Here is a 20,475-nt window from a genome sequence, read left to right as displayed (position 1 = left end):
ATTGTTTTGCTGCGGCACTGGCCTCTTCGCGGGCAAGCCCGCTCCCACAGGAGATTTGTGAACAACACATAACCACTGTGGGAGCGGGCTTGCTCGCGAAGGGGCCAGTCCAGACAGCAAATAAACCGGGGATGACAATGCACTTCGACCTGACCGACCTGCGCCTGTACCTGAACATCCTCGACTCCGGCAACATCACTGCCGGAGCCGCACGCAGTCATCTGTCACTCGCGGCGGCCAGCGCACGAATTCGCGCCATGGAGGCATCACTGGGCGTCGAGTTTCTTCAGCGTAACCGTCGCGGGGTCAGCCCGACGCCGGCCGGCGATGCTCTGGCCCGGCACGCCCGGGTTCTGCTGCAACAGGCCGAACGCCTGCAACAGGAACTGGCCGAATACGCCAAGGGCGTCAAAGGCCAGGTACGGCTGCTGTGCAATACCACGGCGATCACCGAGTACCTGCCGGAGTTGCTCGCGGACTTCCTGCACAACCATCCCAACCTCGACATCGACCTGCAGGAACTGCCCAGCACCCGCATCACCCACGCCTTGCGCCAGGGCGCGGCGGACTTGGGCATCGTTTCCGACGCGGTGGACACCGATGACTTGCAGACCCGAGCGTTCCGCGATGATCCGCTGGTGCTGATCATGCCCCGCGAACATCCCCTGGCACAGGCAACCTCGGTGAGCTTCACCGATACGCTGCATCACGACTACGTCAGCCTGAATGCCAACAGCGCGCTGGCGGTGTATCTCGAAGAACAGGCGCTACACGCGGGCCTGCGCATGCAGATCCGCATCCGTGCCGATGGCTTCGACGGCGTGATGCGCATGGTCGCCCGTGGCGCAGGCCTGGCGATTGTGCCGCTGGCCGCGGTCGAGCGCGGGTCCGGCGGCCTGTCCTTCAAGAGCCTCGCCCTGCAGGAAGCCTGGGGCCAACGCAAATTGCTGCTCTGTGCACAGGACTTCGCCGCATTGCCCGGCTATGCCAAGGCCCTGCTGCACGCCTTGACTCTCCCCTGAGGGGCAGACTTTATCCTTGAGGTTTGATCTTCAGGGACAGCGGTGATGGGTAAACGAATACTGGTGATACTCGGGCATCCGTCCGGCAACAGCTTCTGCGCCGCCCTTGCCGAGCGTTACACACTGTCGGCCGTGCGCGCCGGGCATGAGGTGCGTCAGTTGTTTCTCGGCACCCTGGATTTTGACCCGGTGCTGCGCGAAGGCTATCAGCAGGTTCAGCCGCTGGAGGCCGACTTGCGTAACGCCCAGGCCGACATCCTGTGGGCCGAACAACTGACGCTGGTATATCCGATCTGGTGGGGTGGCGTACCGGCCTTGCTCAAGGGCTTTTTCGACCGGGTGTTCTTGCCGGGTTTTGCCTTCAAGTATCGTCAGGGCAAAGCCTTCCCCGACAAACTCCTGCGCGGCCGAACCGCCCACCTGTTGGTGACGATGGACACACCTCCCTGGTACTACCGCTGGATCTACCGCATGCCCGGCTTGCATCAGGTCCGTAAAACCACACTGGAATTCTGTGGCATCAAGCCAACCCGAACCCTCACCTTCGGGCCAATTCTCGGCGCCAGCGCAGACCGGCATGCGGCCTGGTTACGCCAGGCCGAAGCTATCGCCAGCGCTTGAGTCGGTCGATAATGCGCCGAGCTTTATCCTCGGAGAAAAGGACCTTCCCATGTACATCGGCCAAGCTGCGCAACGTTCCGGAACCACTGTCAAAAGCATCCGTCACTACGAGTCGATTGGCCTGCTGCCTGCCGCTCGACGTCAGGGCAAGTACCGCATCTACGACCAGCACAGCGTCGATCTGCTGATGTTCATCAAATGTGCGCAGCAGCTGGGTTTCAGACTCAAGGAATTACAGTCAGCCTTCGCCGGACATCAGGGCCCGCAGTTGCCATGGGAACGGGCCCATCAGGTCATCGCCAGCAAAAAACAGGAAATCGCCGAACGGATAGCGGCGCTGTCGCAACAGCACGCGCAATTGGTCGAGTTCGAAAGCAGCCTCGAACAATCCAGGCTCGACTGCACGTTGACCCGTTTTTGAGGGCTGTGCGTTTCTGGACAGCTCAGTGTCGAGCACAGACAACTGACCCACGGACAGGCGCTATAGGGTGCGACTTCAGTTCCTGAGCCCACTGCCCGGAGTCATCATGACCGCACCGATTACCGTTCTTCGCGACACCCACCCGCTGCCCGTACTCGACGCCTGCAAATGGGAAAAACTCGAAGGCGACCCGCACACCGTCAACCTCAACGCCTACACCAGTGAAGACGGCAGCAAGATCATGGGCACCTGGATCTGCACGCCGGGCAAGTGGTACGTGGAATATGTGAAGTGGGAGTACTGCCATTTCCAGGAAGGCTACTGCATCATCACCCCCGAAGGCATGGCGCCGATCCACCTGCGCGCCGGGGACATCTTTGTCATCGAGCCCGGGATGAAAGGCACCTGGGAAGTGGTGGAGACCGTGCGCAAATATTTCGTGTTTGCCTGAGACAAAAAAACCGGGGGATCACCCGACGTGATCTCCCGGTCAAAAGTCTTTAGGTAAGCGCCGTACCCTGTGGGAGCGAGCTTGCTCGCGATAGCGGTGGGTCAGTTACCATCAATGTCGACTGTAACGACCTCATCGCGAGCAAGCTCGCTCCCACAGTTTTTGCTATTGCGGCTTGCGATAGCTATTGATGATCGCCGAGAAGTCATTCCCACCTTCCCCACGCAAACTCATCGCCTGATACAGCTGCTGTGCCACCGCGCCAAGCACTACCGGCTGGTGCGCCTGACGCGCCGCTTCAGTGGCGAGCCCCAGATCCTTGAGCATCAGTTCGGCCCCGAAGCCGCCGGTGTAGCCGCGCGACGCCGGTGCTGTTTCGACGATGCCCGGCCACGGGTTGTACATCTCCGAACTCCAGCAACGCCCGGTGGAACTGTTGATGATGCCCGCCAGTACCTTGGTGTCGATGCCCAGGGCATCACCCAGCGCCATGGCTTCGCTGACGCCGACCATGGAAATCCCCAGCAGCAGGTTGTTGCAGATTTTAGCGATTTGACCGGTGCCGACCTCACCACAATGGACGATGTTACGGCCCATTTGCGCCAGTACCGGTTGCAGGGTAGCGAACAGTTCAGGCGTGGCGCCGACCATGAAGGTCAGGGTCCCGGCGGCGGCACCACCGGTACCGCCAGAGACTGGCGCATCGGCCATGGTCACGCCCTGTTTGGCAGCGGCGGCGGCCACGTCCCGCGCGGTCTGCGGATCGATGGTGCTGCAATCGACGGCCGGTACGCCTTTGCCGATACCGGCGAGCACACCGTTTTCACCCAGCCACACACTGCGCACATGCACCGCGGCAGGCAGCATGGTGATGACCAGTTCGGCGCCCTCCGCCGCTTCACGGGCCGAGGCACTGATACTGCCGCCCAGTTGCTCCAGTTCGGCCAGCACGGCCTTGTTCAGGTCCACCAGGCGCAGCGCATGGCCGGCCTTGATCAGGTTGCGCGCCATCGGCGCACCCATGTTGCCCAGACCGATAAAAGCGATTTTCATGTCCGGCTCCTTATCGCAGGTTGATCGTGGTGTTCACACCGTCGTTGACGCTGTTGTCGTCGAACCAGCGGCTGGTGACGGTCTTGGTCTGAGTGTAGAACTGCACCACTTGCTTGCCGTACGGACCGAGGTCGCCGAGCTTGGAGCCGCGCGAGCCGGTAAAGCTGAAGAACGGGACCGGCACCGGGATCGGGATGTTGATGCCGACCTGGCCGACATCGATCTCGCTCTGGAATTTACGTGCCGCCGCACCGCTCTGGGTGAACAGGCCCGTGCCGTTGCCGAACGGGTTGGCGTTGACCAGGGCGATGGCCTCGTCGAGGGTGGCGACTTCCAGCACCACCAGCACCGGGCCGAAGATTTCCTGGGTGTAGATCTGCATGTCGGTGGTCACGCCGGAGAACAGGGTCGGGCCGACAAAGTTGCCCTTCTCGTAGCCCGGAACCGAGATTTCGCGACCGTCCAGCTCCAGCTTGGCGCCTTCCTTGATGCCGCTTTCGATCAGGTCGAGAATCCGCGCCTTGGCTTTCTTCGAAATCACTGGACCGACATCGGTGCCCGGCTCGCTGCCGGCATTGACCTTGAGTTTTTGCGCCAGCGCCTTGAGGTCCGGCAGCCATTGCTTGGCCGCACCCACCAGCACCACCACCGAGGTGGCCATGCAGCGTTGACCGGCAGCACCGAAGCCGGCACCCACCAGCGCATTCAGCGCTTGTTCGCGATTGGCGTCCGGCAGCACCACGGCGTGGTTCTTGGCGCCCATCATCGATTGCACGCGCTTGCCGTGTTTACCGGCCAGGTCATAGACATGAGTACCGACGGCGGTCGAGCCGACAAAGGAAACCGCCTTGATGTCCTTGTGGGTGCAGAGCCCGTCTACCACATCCTTGCCGCCATGCACGACGTTGAGCACGCCGGCCGGAATGCCCGCCTCGATCGCCAGCTCCACCAGGAGCATGGTCGACATCGGGTCCTGTTCAGACGGCTTGAGCACGAAGGTGTTACCGCAGGCAATGGCCATCGGGAACATCCACAACGGGATCATCGCCGGGAAGTTGAACGGGGTAATGCCCGCGCACACGCCGATCGGCTGGCGCAGGGTGTAGGTGTCGACGCCACCGGCGACGTTTTCAGCAAATTCGCCCATTTGCAGGCTGCCGATGGAGCAGGCGTGCTCGACCACTTCCAGGCCACGGAAAATATCGCCTTCGGCGTCGGCAATGGTCTTGCCCTGCTCGGCGCTCAGGACCGCGGCGATGCGCTTGGAGTGCTCGCGAATCAGCGCCTGGAGCTTGAGCATGATGCGCATCCGCGCGCCGATGGGTGTCAACTTCCAGGTCTGGAAAGCACGATGAGCGGCGCTGATGGCGGCGTCGACTTCTTCGGCGGTGGCAAACGGCACTTTGGCCAGCACTTGCTGGGTCGCCGGGTTGACGATGTCGTGCCATTCGGTGGACTTGGACTCGACCCATTCGCCGTCGATCAACAGTTTGACCTTTTGCACGGTGGTGTCATTGGGCGTGAGCGATGCGTTCATGTGAGTCTCCGGATCTTTGTTGTTATCTTGGGAGCCAGGGCGAAAGGGTCGCCCTGAGATGAGCTGTTTGTCGCGAATTGGTTCTCGGACTGTTTTTGGAGTATAGATGTGCAAACTTCTGATAAGAACGCACATAAAAACCGGTCCAACATGCAAAAAAACATCACCTCCCTCGGTTCGCTGAACTGGGATGACCTCAAGTTTTTCCTTGAAGTCGCCCGCACCCGCAAGGCCAGCACCGCGGCCAAGCGCCTGGCGGTGGACTACACCACGGTGTCGCGGCGCATCAGTTCGCTGGAAACGGCGCTGGGCACCTTGCTGTTCGAGAAGTCCCGGACCAACGGCTTTGTCCTGACTGCCGAAGGCCAGCGGTTGATGGGATATGCCGAATCGATCGAAAGCACCTTGCACATGGCGTGCGAGCAGGTTTCCGGGTCCGGCGTGGCGCTGTCCGGTCATGTGCGCATGGGCTGCACCGAAGGCTTTGGCAGCTTTTTCATCACGCCGCAGTTGAGCCACTTCGTCGACACCTACCCGGCGATCTCGGTGGACATCCTGCCGCTGCCGCACTTCATCAGCCTGTCCAAGCGCGAGGCCGACATCGTCATCGCCCTGGAGCGTCCGGAGCATGGCCCGTACGTCTGCTGCAAACTGTGCGACTACCGGTTGCAGCTGTACGCGACCCAGGATTATCTCGACAACCACCCGGCCATCCACCGCCCGGCAGACCTGGCGAAACATTCGTTTATCAGTTACGTCGACGACCTGGCGTTCAGCTCGGAGCTGTTGTACCTGGCCAACGTACTGCCCGGTGCCAGCGCCAACCTGCGCAGCACCAGCGTGATCGCGCAGTTCGTGGCGGCGCAGCAAGGACGCTCACTGGCGATCCTGCCGTGCTTCCTCGCCACTCAAGACCCGCGCCTGCTGCCGGTGTTGCCACAGGAAATCAACATCACCCGACAGTTCTGGATGTACTGCCGGGAGGACCTCAGGAAGCTCAAGCGGATCACCCTGTTGTGGGATTACATCCGCCAGGTCACCGAGCAGAATCAGGGCCTGTTGATGGGCGAAAGCCGGGAGATGTTGTTTGCCGATTAGGGATTGTCTGTCAGATCCTCAAAGGCCACTGGTACGACCTTACTGCCTCAGTTCTTTAACGAAACTTGTTTGGCTTCGATTTTCAGATCACTGAGGCGCTTGAGCATAGCAATGATGTTTACCCGAGCGGATCCCTCATTGGCCAAGCGTAGTCGCTTGATTCCTATAACCGAATCACCCATGCCAGCTGTAAAAGGGGTCCGGATAATTTCACGCAGGATGACCTTGTTAGCGCCTGACTCAATCAAGGTGTATTCAACTTCACTGATCACTTCAAAATCCAGCCCGAATATAGGCTGGTCAACGCGCAGCAGGTTGGCACGCAGAGCGAAAGGGGCTGACTCGTCGCCAAGCAAATCAGCATTGACGAGCGATTGCTTGAGTGCAGCGCCGAAGTCGGGGGCATCGATTTCGGAAGTCCACAGAGGGTTGGTTTTATCTCCACCATTCACCTCAGAAAGCCGTACATTGTTTCGCAGCTGGGAGTCATAGGTGTTTGCCTTGGCCTGATCACCCGATACTGACATGCCGGAAATTTGAGCAGGCGAGGCACAGCCAGTGCAAAGAGCAATCAGGGCTGAAGCTAAAAGCAAGCGAAGGTAGGTCATTCGAAAAGTCCTTTTAATTGCAAAAAGTACCAAAGAGATCACCGATAGTAGCACTACGCCACCAGCCAGAACAGTTAGCTCGACACCTGATACGGTGTCTGGAAATTCTCTGGCTCAGTCCTTCGAGCGCGAATGTGTGGATAGAATGGTCCCTGCATTCATTGGGTTGACCTGAGCTACTTGCAGTTATGGATGTTCTGCCGGGAGGATCTGCGCAAGCTCAAGCGGATCACCCTGTTGTGGGATTACATCCGCCAGGTCACCGAGCAGAATCAGGGCCTGCTGATGGGCGAAAGCCGGGAGATGTTGTTTGCCGACTGAAGATTTGAAGGAATCAGGTAGCGGCACCGTAATGAGGTCAGCAGGTTAAAGCCCACGCGAGGGCTCCCATGATGGGGGCGTCTGCCCCCCCATCTGTCGGTCAAACGATGTTCAACGCCTTGAGAACCACCAGCGATTGCTCGGCAAACGCTTCGGCCTGCTCAGTCAGTTCGGCGATATTCTCCTCAGCTGTGGTCAACGGCTGATTGTCCTTGATGAGGACTTCGCCTTGTTCGGCGAGAACGCCCCACGCCAGCTGTGCCCATTCAGCCGGATGTTTTCTGCCTTGCTTGATGGATATCAGGAACAGCAGCTGGAAGCGGCTGACCGGCACGCCGCCGCCCGTTACCGGACTGGCCAGGACCTGGATTTTGTTACTGAGCAGCGCACGTTTGCAAAGCTGCAGATTGAGGGTGTTGCAGCGCGCCTGCACCAGTTTCTCGGCCACTTCGCTCTGGCACGGTGCTGCAGCGCCCATCCCGATCAATACGGTGATGGCCTGCACCAGATCGTCATAAGGCATCGAGGGCACGGCCACGGCCAACTGGCGCAACGTTTTCGGTGCATAGGCGTTGGCCGTCAGCGCTTCGAGTACGGGGCCATAGACCTCTGCCTGCAGCGTCGCTTCGCCGGCAGGCCCCCTGACGGTGTCAGATATGCTTTCTGCCGCCTGCAACAGGACAAAGCGCGTGTTGTACATACCCTGGCGCTGTTCAGCGGCGGACAGTCGGTTGGCGCCGCGCACGTACAGATCTCGACGGAAATGCTGGTTGACGAAGTAGTCGCGCGCTTGTTCACGCATGACCGGGTGCTCGATTCCTTCCAGGAAGTCCATGCCTTCTGCGCTCAAGTTGAGCGGGGCCACCGAGTCCAGAGGGACAGCCGTCGTGGCGTAGTCGAGTTTGGCAGGGGCCAGGGCATCGACCACGTCGGTGAAATACATGCAGTTCCAGTCGCGGTTGAAGTATTCATGGGCGACGTACTGGCGATCCTGGCCTTTGATGCCCTGGAGCTTGTCGTTCAGGTTCGGTACCGCGCTGGCGTAGTTGGGGTTGGCCGCCAGCAGCGTTTCGGAGAATTGCAGTGCGGCCTCGATACGCTGGTCCGGGCGAACGCTGGTGTTCGTGGCGAAGCGGTCGTGCAGCCTGAACAGATGACGCAAGGGCGCCGACGGCGACCAGCCGGGGAAGCAGTTGTAGCTTATGTACAGCAGGCCACCGGGTTTGAGGTGACGACGGGCGAACTCGACGATCAGTTTCTGGTTGTCGCGGCTGACCCAGGTCCAGATGCCATGCAGGCTGATGCTGTCGAATTGTGGCAAGTCGTCGCGGGCAAGCAGTTGCTCGAAGCTGTCGTCATACAGCCGCGCATCGCTGTTCCAGGCAGTCGCCAGTGCATTGGCATGGGCTGCCTGGCCTGGGTGGAAATCCGTACCTATGTAGGACCCTGGGTTGGCGGCGGCATGGATATTGATCGAGACACCCTGGCCAAATCCCAATTCGCAGTGATAGCCATCGGTCGTCTCAAGACTGGAAAAACCGCGCAACAACAAGCAATAGCGCTGGAAGACTGGATTGATTTCCCGGCTGTAGCTGTAGGTGTAGCCCTCGTCCGTAAAATACCCTTCGTTCCAGGCGTCGCTCATGCTTGTTTCCCTTTATTTCGAGAGTGAAAAGTTGCTCTTATAAGGGGTAGCTCTTGCGCACTACAAGCAATAAAAAACGTGTGAACAACTTTTCGTGTCCACGCCAGGCTGTAGCCGTTGCGGCCACAGATGGTACAGATTGAGCGTGAACGATAGGGACGCCCTTGGCTTGCATGAGGGAGGCTAGCGCGTCCGCATATCCAGCTCACCAAGAGCCGCTCTCCAATTAGTCGGAGCTAACGCCGATGGCGACCCGGCGATTCTCGGTGCGTCGGTGTGGCCATCGACCCGCTCTCGCTCGATACCCACACCGAGCAGCGCCTTGCCGACGCGCTCTGTCATCCTGACAGCCACCTTCATGCAGGGATACTCTTGGACCGAAGCGAAAGGATGCCGCAACGACAGCACAGCGAGGAAATGCCAGCGAGGCCACGTACTACGCCGCCTCTGGCAACTTCCTACAATCGCTCACTGACCTTTCAGCCTATCGGCTCACTGCCGTCCTTCAGTTCCAGCATCAGCCCGCTCAAGCGCTTGACCCGGCGTTTCACCGCCTCTTCAAATACGCCTGCGCGCGATTCGATCAGGGTGAACCAATCCTTGGCCCGGGTAATCCCGGTGTAGATCAATTCCTTGGTGAGGACCGGATTCAAGGCGTCAGGAAGAATCAACGCGGTGTGCGCGAACTCCGAGCCTTGGGATTTATGCACAGTCATGGCGTACACGGTTTCGACATCATTCAGACGGCTTGGCAGGACAAATCGCACGCCGCCCTGACCGTCATTGCGTGGGAACGCCACACGCAAAACCTGTTTTCCGTGGCCCTCCTGCTCCGGGAGTTTGAGGGCGATGCCAATATCGCCGTTCATCAAGCCCAGCCCGTAATCGTTGCGAGTCATCAGCACGGGGCGACCTTCGTACCACTGCTGGTCGCTGTCGATCAGGCGTGCCCTGAGCAACGCCTCCGTCACTCGCTGGTTCAGACCCTCCACACCCCACGGCCCCTTGCGCACGGCACATAACAGCTGGAACGCGTCAAAGGCTTGCAACACCTCCCGGGCCCAGTCGGTCCAGCTCGAATCGTCCAGCGGGCTGTCGAGTGGCGGCCGGTGTTTGCGCAGCAAGGTCAGGTAATGCCGATAACCCTGCGGCCCCTCACCATGGCCTTCGAGCAGCAAACGCTCCAGGGTCCGGTCTTGCTCGCCCTTGAGGGACAAGCCATACACATCGTCATGGCTTCGCGCAGACAACAACTTGCGGGCTTCTTCCGGTTGCTGCTGGTTGACCCAACGAGCGAGCTGACCAATGCCACTGCCCTCACCGAATCGCCGGGAATGGCGCAACATCACCACCTGTTGGGCCAGTGGATGAGCGCCCTGCGTATCCTCCTGCAATCCGCCGGCCTGCAGGCTTTCGCCGCTGACGACTTCCAGCCACTGGCGTGTCTGCGGGCTGTACCAGCCAGCCTCCGCGTCACGACACAGATCCCCCAGTACCGCACCGGCTTCTACCGAAGCCAACTGATCCTTGTCACCCAACAGCACGAGGCGTGCATGGGCCGGCAAGGCGTCGAGCAGATTGGCCATCATTTCCAGGTCGATCATCGAGGCCTCGTCCACCACCAGCACATCCAGCGGCAGGCGATTGCCCGCGTGGTGCCGGAAATGACGTGTCCCGGGCCGGCTGCCCAGCAGACGGTGAACGGTGGTGACATCCGACGGGATTTTCTCGCGTATGGCTTCGCTGACCTTCAGGGTCCGGACTTGCTGACTGATGGACTCTGTCAGACGCGCCGCGGCCTTGCCGGTCGGTGCGGCGAGGCGAATGCGCAATGGCATGCCGGCCTCGACCGCCGGCGCCTGGAGCAACGCCAGCAAGCGCACGACGGTGGTGGTCTTGCCGGTTCCCGGCCCCCCCGTCACGATGCTGAAGGCGCTGCGCGTCGCCAGGGCGCAGGCGAGCTTCTGCCAGTCGATCACTTCACCCGGCCGGGCAGGCCCAAACAAGCCGGTGAGGCGCTGGAGCAGGTCGTTCGGCGTGGACTCGTGCTCCGCCAGACGCTCGCGCAGCGAAAGGTCGATCCGCCGCTCGTAGGCCCAATAGCGGCGCAGGTACAAGCGTTTACCCGACAACACCAAAGGTCGGTCACGCACGTTGTCACGGCTGTCGGCGGCCAGTGCGACCAGGTTGCTGGCGGCCAGCACCTTGCACCAATGAGCACCGTCCAGCGATCCGAGCAATTGCGACGGCAAAAGCATGGCGCCGCCTTGCACATCACCTTCGGGTGGTAATGACAGGGCGAAGTCCGGCTCTTTCAGTGTCTCGAACAGGTCGAGGCAGACATGCCCGTGGCCCAACTGGTGGCTGGTCAACGCGGCTGCCAGCAAGACCAACGGATCATCCTCTGGCGCCAGTTCATGCAGAAACGCTACAAAGGCTTTGTCCAGCGCGCGCAACCAGCCTCGTTCGACCCAGCGCGTGAGCAGCAACAGCAAGTCGTCGGCACGACTCAGCGGCGCCAGATCGGCCAGGCTTTCGGCTGCCAGCGATGTCGGCAGCAAATCGGCGAATGAGCGATTCATAACAGTACTCCCTGTTCCCAGGCGGGTTCGGCCTTGGGCTCTGGCTTGCCCTGGAACAGCCTGTCCAGACGCTCGATCAGTTCTCTTGGCGGACGGGTGAAAAACACACCCTGGCTGGCCGCACGCGTCCCCCGCAGGAACAGGTACAACGCACCGCCGACATGCCGGTCGTAGTCGTAATCGGCGAGCCGCGCCTTGAGCTGGCGATGCAGGGCCAACAGGTACAACACGTATTGCAGGTCATAGCGGTTGTCGAGAATCGACTGCTCCATGGCCGGCACGGTGTAGGACGCATCATCAGCGCCAAGCCAGTTGGATTTGTAGTCGGCAACGTAATAGCGGCCGTTGTGCTCGAACGTCAGGTCGATGAAGCCCTTGAACATGCCGTTGAGCAGCACCGGTTCGGCGGCCACCCGGGCCACGCCGTCATGGGTGTACTGGCACACCAGCGCATCAAGCTTGAGTACATCGACCTTATGGCTGGCGAACCAGAATTCCATCTCGACCTGATATTGCGTCAACTGCCCGAATATCACCGGCACCTGATCGGCCCCCAGTTGCAACGGCGACTTGAGCAGATGCTGCAGCCAGTCACTCAGCGTGGTGATCCAGCCCTCCCAGCCTCGGCGATTGCAGCGACGGGCAATAGCGTCGATCACCTCCTGGGGTGCCGCGGCAAACCCCTCGCCCCCCGCCCATTCGAGCAGACCATGGAGGAAGGTGCCGGGGTTCGGGCCGCGTGGGAAGCGATGGATATCGCCGCCGCTGGCCACCACTTCCCTGGGAGCCTGCGGGTCGAGACGTTCGTCATCGAACAGTTTTTGCGCCTGTGGACTCTCCGGCGCCTCGTCCGTGCCGACACTCAGGGTGTCGCTAATGCGCAATGCGCTGTAAGAGGCGATCCACCAGTTTTCACTGGCCTTGCGTTTGGGGATCAGCGGAGCCAGCAGCGCCGCGTCGTTTTGCGGTGGCTGGTAATGCTCTGTTGTCGCGTCAGGCATCTGGGCATAGGCCAGCGCCGGGCAGTTCTGTTGCAGGTCACGCAACCACTGCTGCAACGCCGGGGAGTCGGCCAATGGTGCACCGCCGCCCAACAGATAACCCAAGGCCGACAGATGCAGCACCGAACCATTGTTGTTGCCGCGCTTGAGGTCAGCCACCCCCAGCCAGCAGGCGTGCTGCGCCCGGGTCAGGGCGACATAGAGCAAGCGCAGATCCTCAGCCAGACGCTCATCGTCGGCCAGGGCAATCAATTCTGGCGTCGGCTTCAACGTGACCTGGGCATTGCCTGATTCATCGTGGTAGTGCAACGGCAGGCGGCTGCCATCCACCGGTTTCGCCGAACAGATGAACGGCAGGAACACCAAGGGGTATTCAAGGCCTTTGGACTTGTGGATGGTCACGACCTTGACCAGTTGTTCATCACTTTCCAGACGCAGAATCTGCTCCTCGCCTGCCTGCCCCGACAACGCCAGATGCTCGGACAAATGCCGGATCAGCGCTTGTTCGCCATCGAGTTCGGCGGCGGCCTGTTGCAGCAATTCGGACAGGTGCAGGAGGTTCGTCAAGACCCGCTCGCCGTCACTGCGGGCGATCAACGCCTGGGGCAGGCGGAAGTCGTGCAGCAAACGGCGCAGCATCGGCAAAACACCCTGCTTGCGCCAGACTTCGCGATAGCCACGGAACTGCATGACCCGGGACTCCCAGGCCAATTCGTCCTGATTCAAGCGCTCCAGCTCGGTCAACGAAAGGTTCAAGGTGATGCTGGCCAACGCGGCCCGCAGCGGGCGCTCGACATCCGGCTCGGCGCAGGCCTTGAGCCAGGTCAGCACGTCATGCGCCTCCTGGGCGGCGAACACCGAGTCCTTGTCCGACAGGTAGACACTGCGCACGCCCCGTGCAGCCAATTCGCCACGCACCGCCTGCGCTTCCTTGCCATCGCGCACCAGGATGGCGATGTCCGCCGGCAGCAGGCCCCTGAAGGCTTTGCCGTCCTGGGTGAATCCCGCTTGCCCCTGCTGCCCGCCATTGAGCAATGCCGTGATTTCACTGGCGCAGGCCGCCGCCAGATGTTGCCGGTACACCGCACCGGACAACGGTTGTTCGGCCGCCAAGTGCCAGATATTCAAGGCCGGGACAGGCTGATTATTTATATGCAGCACTTCTTTGCGGCCCTGGGAGGCCACCGGCATGAACGGAACCGGGTTGGCGCCATTCGGTTCCCGAAAGAGGAATGCGCCCCGTCCCGACTCCCGTGCTTCGGCACGCTCGAACACATGGTTCACCGCGTTGACCATGCCATGGCTTGAGCGGAAGTTGGTGCCCAAGGTGTGCAGGCGGCCGGTGGTGGCCTGGCGGGCGCGCAGGTAGGTATGGATGTCGGCCCCGCGAAAAGCGTAGATCGCCTGTTTCGGGTCGCCGATCAGGAACAGGCCGCACTCGGGGCTGTTCTCTTCAATGCGGTAGATGCTCTCGAAGATCCGGTATTGCACCGGGTCGGTGTCCTGGAACTCATCGATAAGGGCGACCGGAAACTGTTCACGAATCAGGGTGGCCAGGCGCTCGCCGCCATCGGACTGCAAGGCCGCATCAAGGCGCAGCAACATGTCGTCGAAGCCCATTTCCGCACGACGGCGTTTCTCTTCTTCGAATCGTGCCCCGACCCAGCGGGCGGCATGTTGCAGCACGGCGGCATCGGGCGCTGGCAACCCGTCAAGACAGGCCTTGAGACCGGCCATCGCATCGAGCCCCGGATGTCGAGGCGCTTCGCCCTTCCAGGCTTCGGCCATGCCATCAGGGGTCAGACGCGTGAAACCGGTGCCGATATCCAGTTGCTCGAGAGATTCGTCTTCGGCCCAGGCTTTGATTTTTTCGAACCAGGGCTCGAAATAGCGTGCCTGCATCTTGCGACCGTCGACAGCCTTGCTGGCAACGCCCTGGTGGCAGATGGCAAGCAACTCGTCCGACCACTGCGGCCAGGGCTTTTTCAGTTCGATCAGGGCAGCCCGTCGCTCTTGCAAGCATTGCGAAATTATCTCGGCGGGCTCTTTGCCTTGAAGCGTATCGCGCTCACTGGCAAACAGCGCACGAATCCGCGGCAGCAGCGCCGCCGGACCGCCCCAATTGCTGCGCACCCAATTCAGCGCATCACCTTGCATCGGGTAGCAGAACAGCCGCCAGTAATCGCGCAGGACTTCCCCCAGCAAGTCGCTGTGGTCGGTTTCCAGGGTCTGGGTAAACAGGCTGCCGCTGTCGAAGGCGTGCTCGCGCAACATGCGCTGGCACCAACTGTGGATAGTCGACACTGCCGCCTCGTCCATCCATTGGGCGGCGATATCCAGGCGGTTTGCACAACCGGGCCATTGCTCGGGCAAGTACTGATCACGCAGCTCGGCAATCAGGCTGTCGGGGGCAGGCGTTTCATCGCGGAAAAAGCGTGCGGCCTCGGCGAGTCGCGTGCGAATGCGTTCGCGCAATTCTTTAGTAGCGGCGTCGGTAAAGGTCACGACGAGGATTTGCGGCGGCAACAGTTCGCGTCCGAAGCCCCTGCCTTCCCCGCCATTGCCCAGCACCAGGCGCAGGTACAGCGCGGAAATGGTGAAGGTCTTGCCGGTCCCCGCGCTGGCTTCGATCAGTTGACTGCCACGCAGCGGGAAGGCCAGGGCCAGAGGTGTCTTTGTACTCATCAACGCGACTCCTCGCTGGACAGTGAACGCCAGGGTGCTTCAAGCAGCGGGCGATAGAGCGCATCACACCAGTCGGGGAAGGTTTCATCGGCGCTCAGGGCATCGTAATCGGCGAACTGGCGTGCAAGTGCCGGACTTTCGCGTCGCTCTCCGTCCGTCGTCTGCCCGTCCCCTTCATAGGCCTTGCGCGCAACGGCCGTGGCTTTGACCGGGTCGGTTTGCCCCAGCCACGCAAAGGCGGTCTTGACCGCGATCGGCAGAGGCTGGCGCATACCCGACTGCCAGGCCATCAACAGGTCACCGAGAATTTTCCGTGCCGTGGACTCGTCCATCGGTGCGAGCAACAGGCTGTCGTCGCTGGCCACCAGTGCAGTGGTCAACGTCATGCCACTGGCACAGGCCACCAGATGCGTGAGCCACGGGCGCGTCAGTCGATGCCATTTGCGCGATTTGATCGAGCCGATACTGTTGGGGATCGTCGTGACAGACAGCAAACCACCATCAGCGCGCTGATGCAGACCGCTGAGCCAGCCCTCGACGTGCAGGCCTTGCAGTTCAAGATTGACGGGCAACGCACTGCTGAGCGGTGTCGGCCACAAAGCCAGGAGCTGTTGGTGGCGTTGCAGCAAGTCGGGCAATGGTTCGATCAATTCACGTTGCAGGCACTCACCGAAACCGGCCATGGGCAGCAGCCCGCTGTTTTGCAGGCGTTTGGCCTGATCCTCTAGTGCCTGTCCGGTATTTCCCGGATCTGCCAGCGCCGCTTCGAGCAAACGATCGCTGAGGCTGTAACGCTGCAGTGCATCCAGGACAAAAGGCTCTTCATCGCCCAACGGCACTTCAGCCGCCTCGAAGAAGACTTTCAGTCGCTGGCTGAAAAAGTGCCGTACCGGATTGCGCAGGAAATCCTGCAGCTGACCGAGGCTGAGGGGTTCGTCCTGAACGTGAGCCTCAAGCACTTCGGCGCTCGCCTGTTGCTCTGCCGCTTGATGAAGGACCTGCCATTCGGTGGCGTAGCTGAACGACTCATCCCCTTCGTGAAAGTAGCGGGCGCTGAAAGGCTGCAAGGGGTGTTCCCGGGTCATGGCTTCAAGCAGATCCTCGCCACTTTGTGCCAATCGCCAACCGCTGGCCAGGTGGTCACGCAACTGGCCGATCAATACCGACGCCGGCCTCTCGCTATTGTCGCGGATGCTGCGGCCCACCCAACTGATGTAGAGCTGATCGCGAGCCGACAACAAGGCCTCCAGTAGCAGGTAACGGTCATCTTCGCGTCGGGAGCGATCACCTGGCCGGTAATCACTGCCCATCAGATCGAAATCCAGCGGCGGTTGAGCACGCGGATAATCGCCGTCATTCATGCCCAGCAGGCAGACCAGCTTGAACGGGATAGCACGCATGGGCATCAAGGTGCAGAAGTTCACCGCACCGGCCAGAAAGCGTTGGGACAAACGGCCCTGGTCCAGGCCTGCAAGCCAGGCTTCACGGACGACCGTCAGCGGCAACTCGTCCTGCAAGCCGACGGATTCGCAGGTCTCGAGCCAGGTCTCACGCAGTTCTTCGAGCTGAGCCAGCAAGTAGTCATCGTGTTCGTTGCTGGCGAGGAAGAACAACTGCACCAACGCCTGCAAGCGCAAGCCCCATTGCCGCGGCGGTGCAGGCTGAGAGAGTTCATGGTGAGCCACTTCCAGCGCGTCCAGCAGCGCAACCAGCGGACCAATGAGCGCAGCGTCCAGACCACCGATCTCGTCGTAGGGCTCGATACCCTCATAGGCATCGGCGCTGCCAACGGCATAACCGAGCAACATCCGTCGCAAGCCGAAACGCCAGCTGTTTTGCTCCAGTTCATTGGGCAGCCCGAGTCCGGCACGTTGCTCGGCATTCATGCCCCAGCGAATGCCGGCACCTTCGATCCAGCGGTGCAGGGTCGGCAGGTCACGCTCCTCGACACCAAAGCGGGCGCGCAGTGCCGGGACGTCCAGCAGATCGAGAATCTCACTGACGGGGAATCGGCTGTCAGGCAGCTTGAGCAGGTGCTCCACAGCAATCAGCAGTGGATCGCGACCACGCTGGCCCTGGTCAGCCAGCGTAAACGGAATGAAGCGCGGGTCCTGACGGTCGAGCTGGCCAAACACGGCACGAATGTGCGGGGCGTAGCTGTCGATGTCCGGGACCATGACGATGATGTCCCGGGGGCGCAATGCCGGATCGGCACTGAAGCGCGCGAGCAGTTGATCGTGGAGAATCTCGACTTCTCGCTGGGCGCTGTGGGCAATGTGAAAACGGATCGATTCGTCCGTCTGCAGATCGATGGCCGGCCAGCGCTCCCGAGTCTCGTTGAGGGGACGCAACTCGAGGATGTCATCCTGCAACTGGTTGAGCACATTCAGCGGCTGACCGTCACTGAACAGGTCGATGCGCCCGTCACGAAATGCGGAGCGATAGCTGTTGGGATCGTCGTAACTGTCGAGCAGGTTGATATAGTCCCGCCCCTGTTTACCCCAGGCAGCCAGCAGCGGGTGAGCATGCTGGTGCAGGGTTTGCGGATCGATCACTACCGGCATGCCGCTCTTGCGGGCCTGTCGCTTGTATTGATGCCGCAACAGGTCTTTATCGGCGACGATGTCCGCCCAATGGTGACGACACGGGTTATGTACGCACAGCAGGACCTGACTGAATCGTGCCAGCCCCGCCAGTGCTTCCAGGGCTTGGGCAGGCAGCGAAGAAATCCCGAAAACGATCACTCGCGAGGGCAATCCCTGGGGAGCTGTTTCGAGGTTGTTGATGCGCTCGACGAATCGCTGATGAACCCCGGCACGGCTTTGCGCCATGCCTTGCTCTCCGACATCCAGCAAGAGTGCACGCCATAACTCTGCCTGCCAGCAATTGGCCGGCGTCAGGGCTTTGGCCTCGCCCCTGGCGCTTCTTGTCTGATGTCGACCTTCTGCCCAGTCTTCAAGCCAGTCAGCCCGATAGACCTGGTACTGGTCGAACAGGTCCGCCAGACGCTCAGCCAATTGATAGCGTTTGCGCAGATCGGTGTCATGGGTCAGGAAGCGCTGCAGCGGCTCGAAGTGTGGCTGGTTGATCAACTGCGGCAGCAGGCGCATCAATCGCCAGGTCAGCGGAGCTTTATCGAGCAGGGACTTGGCCGGAATTTCATCGCGCCCAAGGACCATGCGATAGAGCTGCCACATGAAACTGCCGGGCAACTGCACGTCGATGGCCGCGGCGATACCACAGCCGCCCATGTCGTCTTCTTCGGCATCTTCCGCCAGTGCCAGCTTCAGCCATTGGGCAATGCCATTGCTTTGCACCAACGCGATTTCATTCTCCAGGGGAGCCAGCGGGTAGCGCCGCATCCAGCTGACCACCAGGCTGCGCAACTCGTCCAGGCGATTGCCGTGAACCACCATGAATCCAGCACTGAGGGACGTCGCGTCCGGCATAAGGCTTCCTTGGAAAATGCAAATTCGAGGGGCGACTTTAGCATTTGTAGGAGCGAGCTCGCTCGCGAAGGTCGTCAACGATGACGCGGGTTGTCTGGGGTAACGCGGTGCGCTGAAGTTCTTCGTCGGAACGCCGCCCGGAGCAGGCTCGCTCCTACAGGGAACAGCGCTTGAGGTGTATGGAGGCGCAAAAACAAAACCCCTACCTGCATACGCAGATAGGGGTTTCGGAATTTAATCTTGACGATGACCTACTCTCACATGGGGAAACCCCACACTACCATCGGCGATGCATCGTTTCACTTCTGAGTTCGGGATGGGATCAGGTGGTTCCAACGCTCTATGGTCGTCAAGAAATTCGGGTACTGAGTCGTGGCCAGTTGGCCTCGCTTCAGCAAATTGGGTATGTGACAGCTGGGTGTTTTGTGAGTCTTTCGAACTTTCGGTTCGTTTCGTCTTCACACACCGCAATCTGGTTGCTCTGGATTAGAGAGCCGACGCAAATTGCTTGGGTGTTATATGGTCAAGCCTCACGGGCAATTAGTATTGGTTAGCTCAACGCCTCACAGCGCTTACACACCCAACCTATCAACGTCGTAGTCTTCGACGGCCCTTCAGGGGACTCAAGGTCCCAGTGAGATCTCATCTTGAGGCAAGTTTCCCGCTTAGATGCTTTCAGCGGTTATCTTTTCCGAACATAGCTACCCGGCAATGCCACTGGCGTGACAACCGGAACACCAGAGGTTCGTCCACTCCGGTCCTCTCGTACTAGGAGCAGCCCCTCTCAAATCTCAAACGTCCACGGCAGATAGGGACCGAACTGTCTCACGACGTTCTAAACCCAGCTCGCGTACCACTTTAAATGGCGAACAGCCATACCCTTGGGACCGGCTTCAGCCCCAGGATGTGATGAGCCGACATCGAGGTGCCAAACACCGCCGTCGATATGAACTCTTGGGCGGTATCAGCCTGTTATCCCCGGAGTACCTTTTATCCGTTGAGCGATGGCCCTTCCATACAGAACCACCGGATCACTAAGACCTACTTTCGTACCTGCTCGACGTGTCTGTCTCGCAGTCAAGCGCGCTTTTGCCTTTATACTCTACGACCGATTTCCGACCGGTCTGAGCGCACCTTCGTACTCCTCCGTTACTCTTTAGGAGGAGACCGCCCCAGTCAAACTACCCACCATACACTGTCCTCGATCCGGATAACGGACCTGAGTTAGAACCTCAAAGTTGCCAGGGTGGTATTTCAAGGATGGCTCCACGCGAACTGGCGTCCACGCTTCAAAGCCTCCCACCTATCCTACACAAGCAAATTCAAAGTCCAGTGCAAAGCTATAGTAAAGGTTCACGGGGTCTTTCCGTCTAGCCGCGGATACACTGCATCTTCACAGCGATTTCAATTTCACTGAGTCTCGGGTGGAGACAGCGCCGCCATCGTTACGCCATTCGTGCAGGTCGGAACTTACCCGACAAGGAATTTCGCTACCTTAGGACCGTTATAGTTACGGCCGCCGTTTACCGGGGCTTCGATCAAGAGCTTCGCGTTAGCTAACCCCATCAATTAACCTTCCGGCACCGGGCAGGCGTCACACCCTATACGTCCACTTTCGTGTTTGCAGAGTGCTGTGTTTTTAATAAACAGTCGCAGCGGCCTGGTATCTTCGACCGGCGTGGGCTTACGGAGCAAGTCCTTCACCCTCACCGGCGCACCTTCTCCCGAAGTTACGGTGCCATTTTGCCTAGTTCCTTCACCCGAGTTCTCTCAAGCGCCTTGGTATTCTCTACCCAACCACCTGTGTCGGTTTGGGGTACGGTTCCTGGTTATCTGAAGCTTAGAAGCTTTTCTTGGAAGCATGGCATCAACCACTTCGTCACCCAAAGGGTAACTCGTCATCAGCTCTCGGCCTTAAGATCCCGGATTTACCTAAGATCTCAGCCTACCACCTTAAACTTGGACAACCAACGCCAAGCTG

Annotated in this window: 12 protein-coding genes, 2 rRNA genes and 2 pseudogenes (1 of these 16 running past the window's edge); 6 read left to right on the top strand and 10 right to left on the bottom strand. The window is 60.2% G+C overall.

Annotated elements, in window-relative coordinates; translation table 11 throughout:
* The first annotated feature begins 137 nt into the window (after positions 1-137).
* The 4 genes from KSS91_RS04020 to KSS91_RS04005 all read left to right on the top strand — a co-directional run bounded on the left by KSS91_RS04020 (position 138) and on the right by KSS91_RS04005 (position 2,515).
* Positions 138-1,022: a LysR family transcriptional regulator gene (locus KSS91_RS04020; RefSeq protein WP_217838361.1), complete on the top strand. Its 885-nt coding sequence runs from the start codon at positions 138-140 to the stop codon at positions 1,020-1,022.
* A 42-nt stretch (positions 1,023-1,064) separates the two neighbouring features.
* Positions 1,065-1,643, top strand: a complete 579-nt coding sequence (locus KSS91_RS04015) for an NAD(P)H-dependent oxidoreductase (RefSeq protein WP_095965982.1) — start codon at positions 1,065-1,067, stop codon at positions 1,641-1,643.
* Positions 1,644-1,692: 49 nt separating this feature from the next.
* The gene (locus KSS91_RS04010) at positions 1,693-2,064 is read left to right on the top strand and encodes a MerR family transcriptional regulator (protein ID WP_217837124.1); all 372 of its coding nucleotides are present in this window, start codon (positions 1,693-1,695) and stop codon (positions 2,062-2,064) included.
* Positions 2,065-2,170: 106 nt separating this feature from the next.
* Complete coding sequence (locus KSS91_RS04005; protein WP_007900627.1) at positions 2,171-2,515, top strand: cupin domain-containing protein; 345 nt, start codon at positions 2,171-2,173, stop codon at positions 2,513-2,515.
* 165 nt (positions 2,516-2,680) lie between these two features.
* On the opposite strand, the gene mmsB is transcribed toward KSS91_RS04005, so the two are convergent.
* Entirely contained in the window at positions 2,681-3,568 is an 888-nt protein-coding gene (gene mmsB / locus KSS91_RS04000) for a 3-hydroxyisobutyrate dehydrogenase (protein WP_126049136.1), read from the bottom strand.
* A 10-nt stretch (positions 3,569-3,578) separates the two neighbouring features.
* On the bottom strand, positions 3,579-5,105 hold the full coding sequence (locus KSS91_RS03995; RefSeq protein WP_015093354.1) for a CoA-acylating methylmalonate-semialdehyde dehydrogenase: 1,527 nt from the start codon (positions 5,103-5,105) through the stop codon (positions 3,579-3,581).
* A 150-nt stretch (positions 5,106-5,255) separates the two neighbouring features.
* On the opposite strand from KSS91_RS03995, the gene KSS91_RS03990 reads away from it, so the two are divergent.
* A complete protein-coding gene (locus tag KSS91_RS03990; protein WP_007973226.1) occupies positions 5,256-6,203 on the top strand; it encodes a LysR family transcriptional regulator in 948 nt (315 codons plus the stop codon).
* Positions 6,204-6,250: 47 nt separating this feature from the next.
* Here the strand turns inward: KSS91_RS03990 and KSS91_RS03985 are convergent, their stop codons facing one another.
* Complete coding sequence (locus KSS91_RS03985; RefSeq protein ID WP_225923720.1) at positions 6,251-6,811, bottom strand: hypothetical protein; 561 nt, start codon at positions 6,809-6,811, stop codon at positions 6,251-6,253.
* A 183-nt stretch (positions 6,812-6,994) separates the two neighbouring features.
* Here KSS91_RS03985 and KSS91_RS03980 point away from each other — a divergent pair.
* Positions 6,995-7,132 (top strand): annotated as a pseudogene (locus tag KSS91_RS03980) (LysR family transcriptional regulator); the annotation flags it as partial.
* Positions 7,133-7,232: 100 nt separating this feature from the next.
* Here the strand turns inward: KSS91_RS03980 and KSS91_RS03975 are convergent.
* The 7 genes and pseudogenes from KSS91_RS03975 to KSS91_RS03950 form a co-directional block, all read right to left on the bottom strand.
* Positions 7,233-8,777 (bottom strand): class I SAM-dependent methyltransferase, encoded by a 1,545-nt coding sequence (locus KSS91_RS03975; protein WP_217837123.1) that lies wholly within the window; start codon positions 8,775-8,777, stop codon positions 7,233-7,235.
* Positions 8,778-9,044: 267 nt separating this feature from the next.
* Positions 9,045-9,110 (bottom strand): annotated as a pseudogene (locus KSS91_RS28700) (OmpA family protein); the annotation flags it as partial.
* Between the two features lie 146 nt (positions 9,111-9,256).
* On the bottom strand, positions 9,257-11,359 hold the full coding sequence (recD, locus tag KSS91_RS03970) for an exodeoxyribonuclease V subunit alpha (protein WP_217837122.1): 2,103 nt from the start codon (positions 11,357-11,359) through the stop codon (positions 9,257-9,259).
* The gene (gene recB / locus KSS91_RS03965; RefSeq protein WP_217837121.1) at positions 11,356-15,045 is read right to left on the bottom strand and encodes an exodeoxyribonuclease V subunit beta; all 3,690 of its coding nucleotides are present in this window, start codon (positions 15,043-15,045) and stop codon (positions 11,356-11,358) included. The genes recD and recB overlap by 4 nt, the downstream gene beginning before the upstream one ends.
* On the bottom strand, positions 15,045-18,494 hold the full coding sequence (recC, locus tag KSS91_RS03960) for an exodeoxyribonuclease V subunit gamma (protein ID WP_217837120.1): 3,450 nt from the start codon (positions 18,492-18,494) through the stop codon (positions 15,045-15,047). The genes recB and recC overlap by 1 nt, the downstream gene beginning before the upstream one ends.
* A gap of 238 nt (positions 18,495-18,732) precedes the next feature.
* Positions 18,733-18,848 (bottom strand): 5S ribosomal RNA (gene rrf / locus KSS91_RS03955).
* Positions 18,849-19,013: 165 nt separating this feature from the next.
* A 23S ribosomal RNA gene (locus KSS91_RS03950) occupies positions 19,014-20,475 on the bottom strand; it runs 1,432 nt beyond the window's last position.

The organism is Pseudomonas azerbaijanorientalis (genome assembly GCF_019139795.1).
Lineage (GTDB): Bacteria > Pseudomonadota > Gammaproteobacteria > Pseudomonadales > Pseudomonadaceae > Aquipseudomonas > Aquipseudomonas laurylsulfatiphila.
The sequence above is the reverse complement of the archived record's forward strand: the minus strand, read 5'-3'. Positions and strand labels throughout refer to the sequence as shown.

What these genes read in the sequence shown, in the direction of transcription:
- recB (WP_217837121.1), bottom strand. Translation starts at nt 15,045, where the DNA reads ATGAGTACAAAGACACCTCTGGCCCTGGCCTTCCCGCTGCGTGGCAGT.
- KSS91_RS04020 (WP_217838361.1), top strand. Translation starts at nt 138, where the DNA reads ATGCACTTCGACCTGACCGACCTGCGCCTGTACCTGAACATCCTCGAC.
- KSS91_RS04010 (WP_217837124.1), top strand. Translation starts at nt 1,693, where the DNA reads ATGTACATCGGCCAAGCTGCGCAACGTTCCGGAACCACTGTCAAAAGC.
- KSS91_RS03995 (WP_015093354.1), bottom strand. Translation starts at nt 5,105, where the DNA reads ATGAACGCATCGCTCACGCCCAATGACACCACCGTGCAAAAGGTCAAA.
- KSS91_RS04005 (WP_007900627.1), top strand. Translation starts at nt 2,171, where the DNA reads ATGACCGCACCGATTACCGTTCTTCGCGACACCCACCCGCTGCCCGTA.
- mmsB (WP_126049136.1), bottom strand. Translation starts at nt 3,568, where the DNA reads ATGAAAATCGCTTTTATCGGTCTGGGCAACATGGGTGCGCCGATGGCG.
- KSS91_RS03975 (WP_217837123.1), bottom strand. Translation starts at nt 8,777, where the DNA reads ATGAGCGACGCCTGGAACGAAGGGTATTTTACGGACGAGGGCTACACC.
- KSS91_RS03990 (WP_007973226.1), top strand. Translation starts at nt 5,256, where the DNA reads ATGCAAAAAAACATCACCTCCCTCGGTTCGCTGAACTGGGATGACCTC.
- recC (WP_217837120.1), bottom strand. Translation starts at nt 18,494, where the DNA reads ATGCCGGACGCGACGTCCCTCAGTGCTGGATTCATGGTGGTTCACGGC.
- recD (WP_217837122.1), bottom strand. Translation starts at nt 11,359, where the DNA reads ATGAATCGCTCATTCGCCGATTTGCTGCCGACATCGCTGGCAGCCGAA.
- KSS91_RS03985 (WP_225923720.1), bottom strand. Translation starts at nt 6,811, where the DNA reads ATGACCTACCTTCGCTTGCTTTTAGCTTCAGCCCTGATTGCTCTTTGC.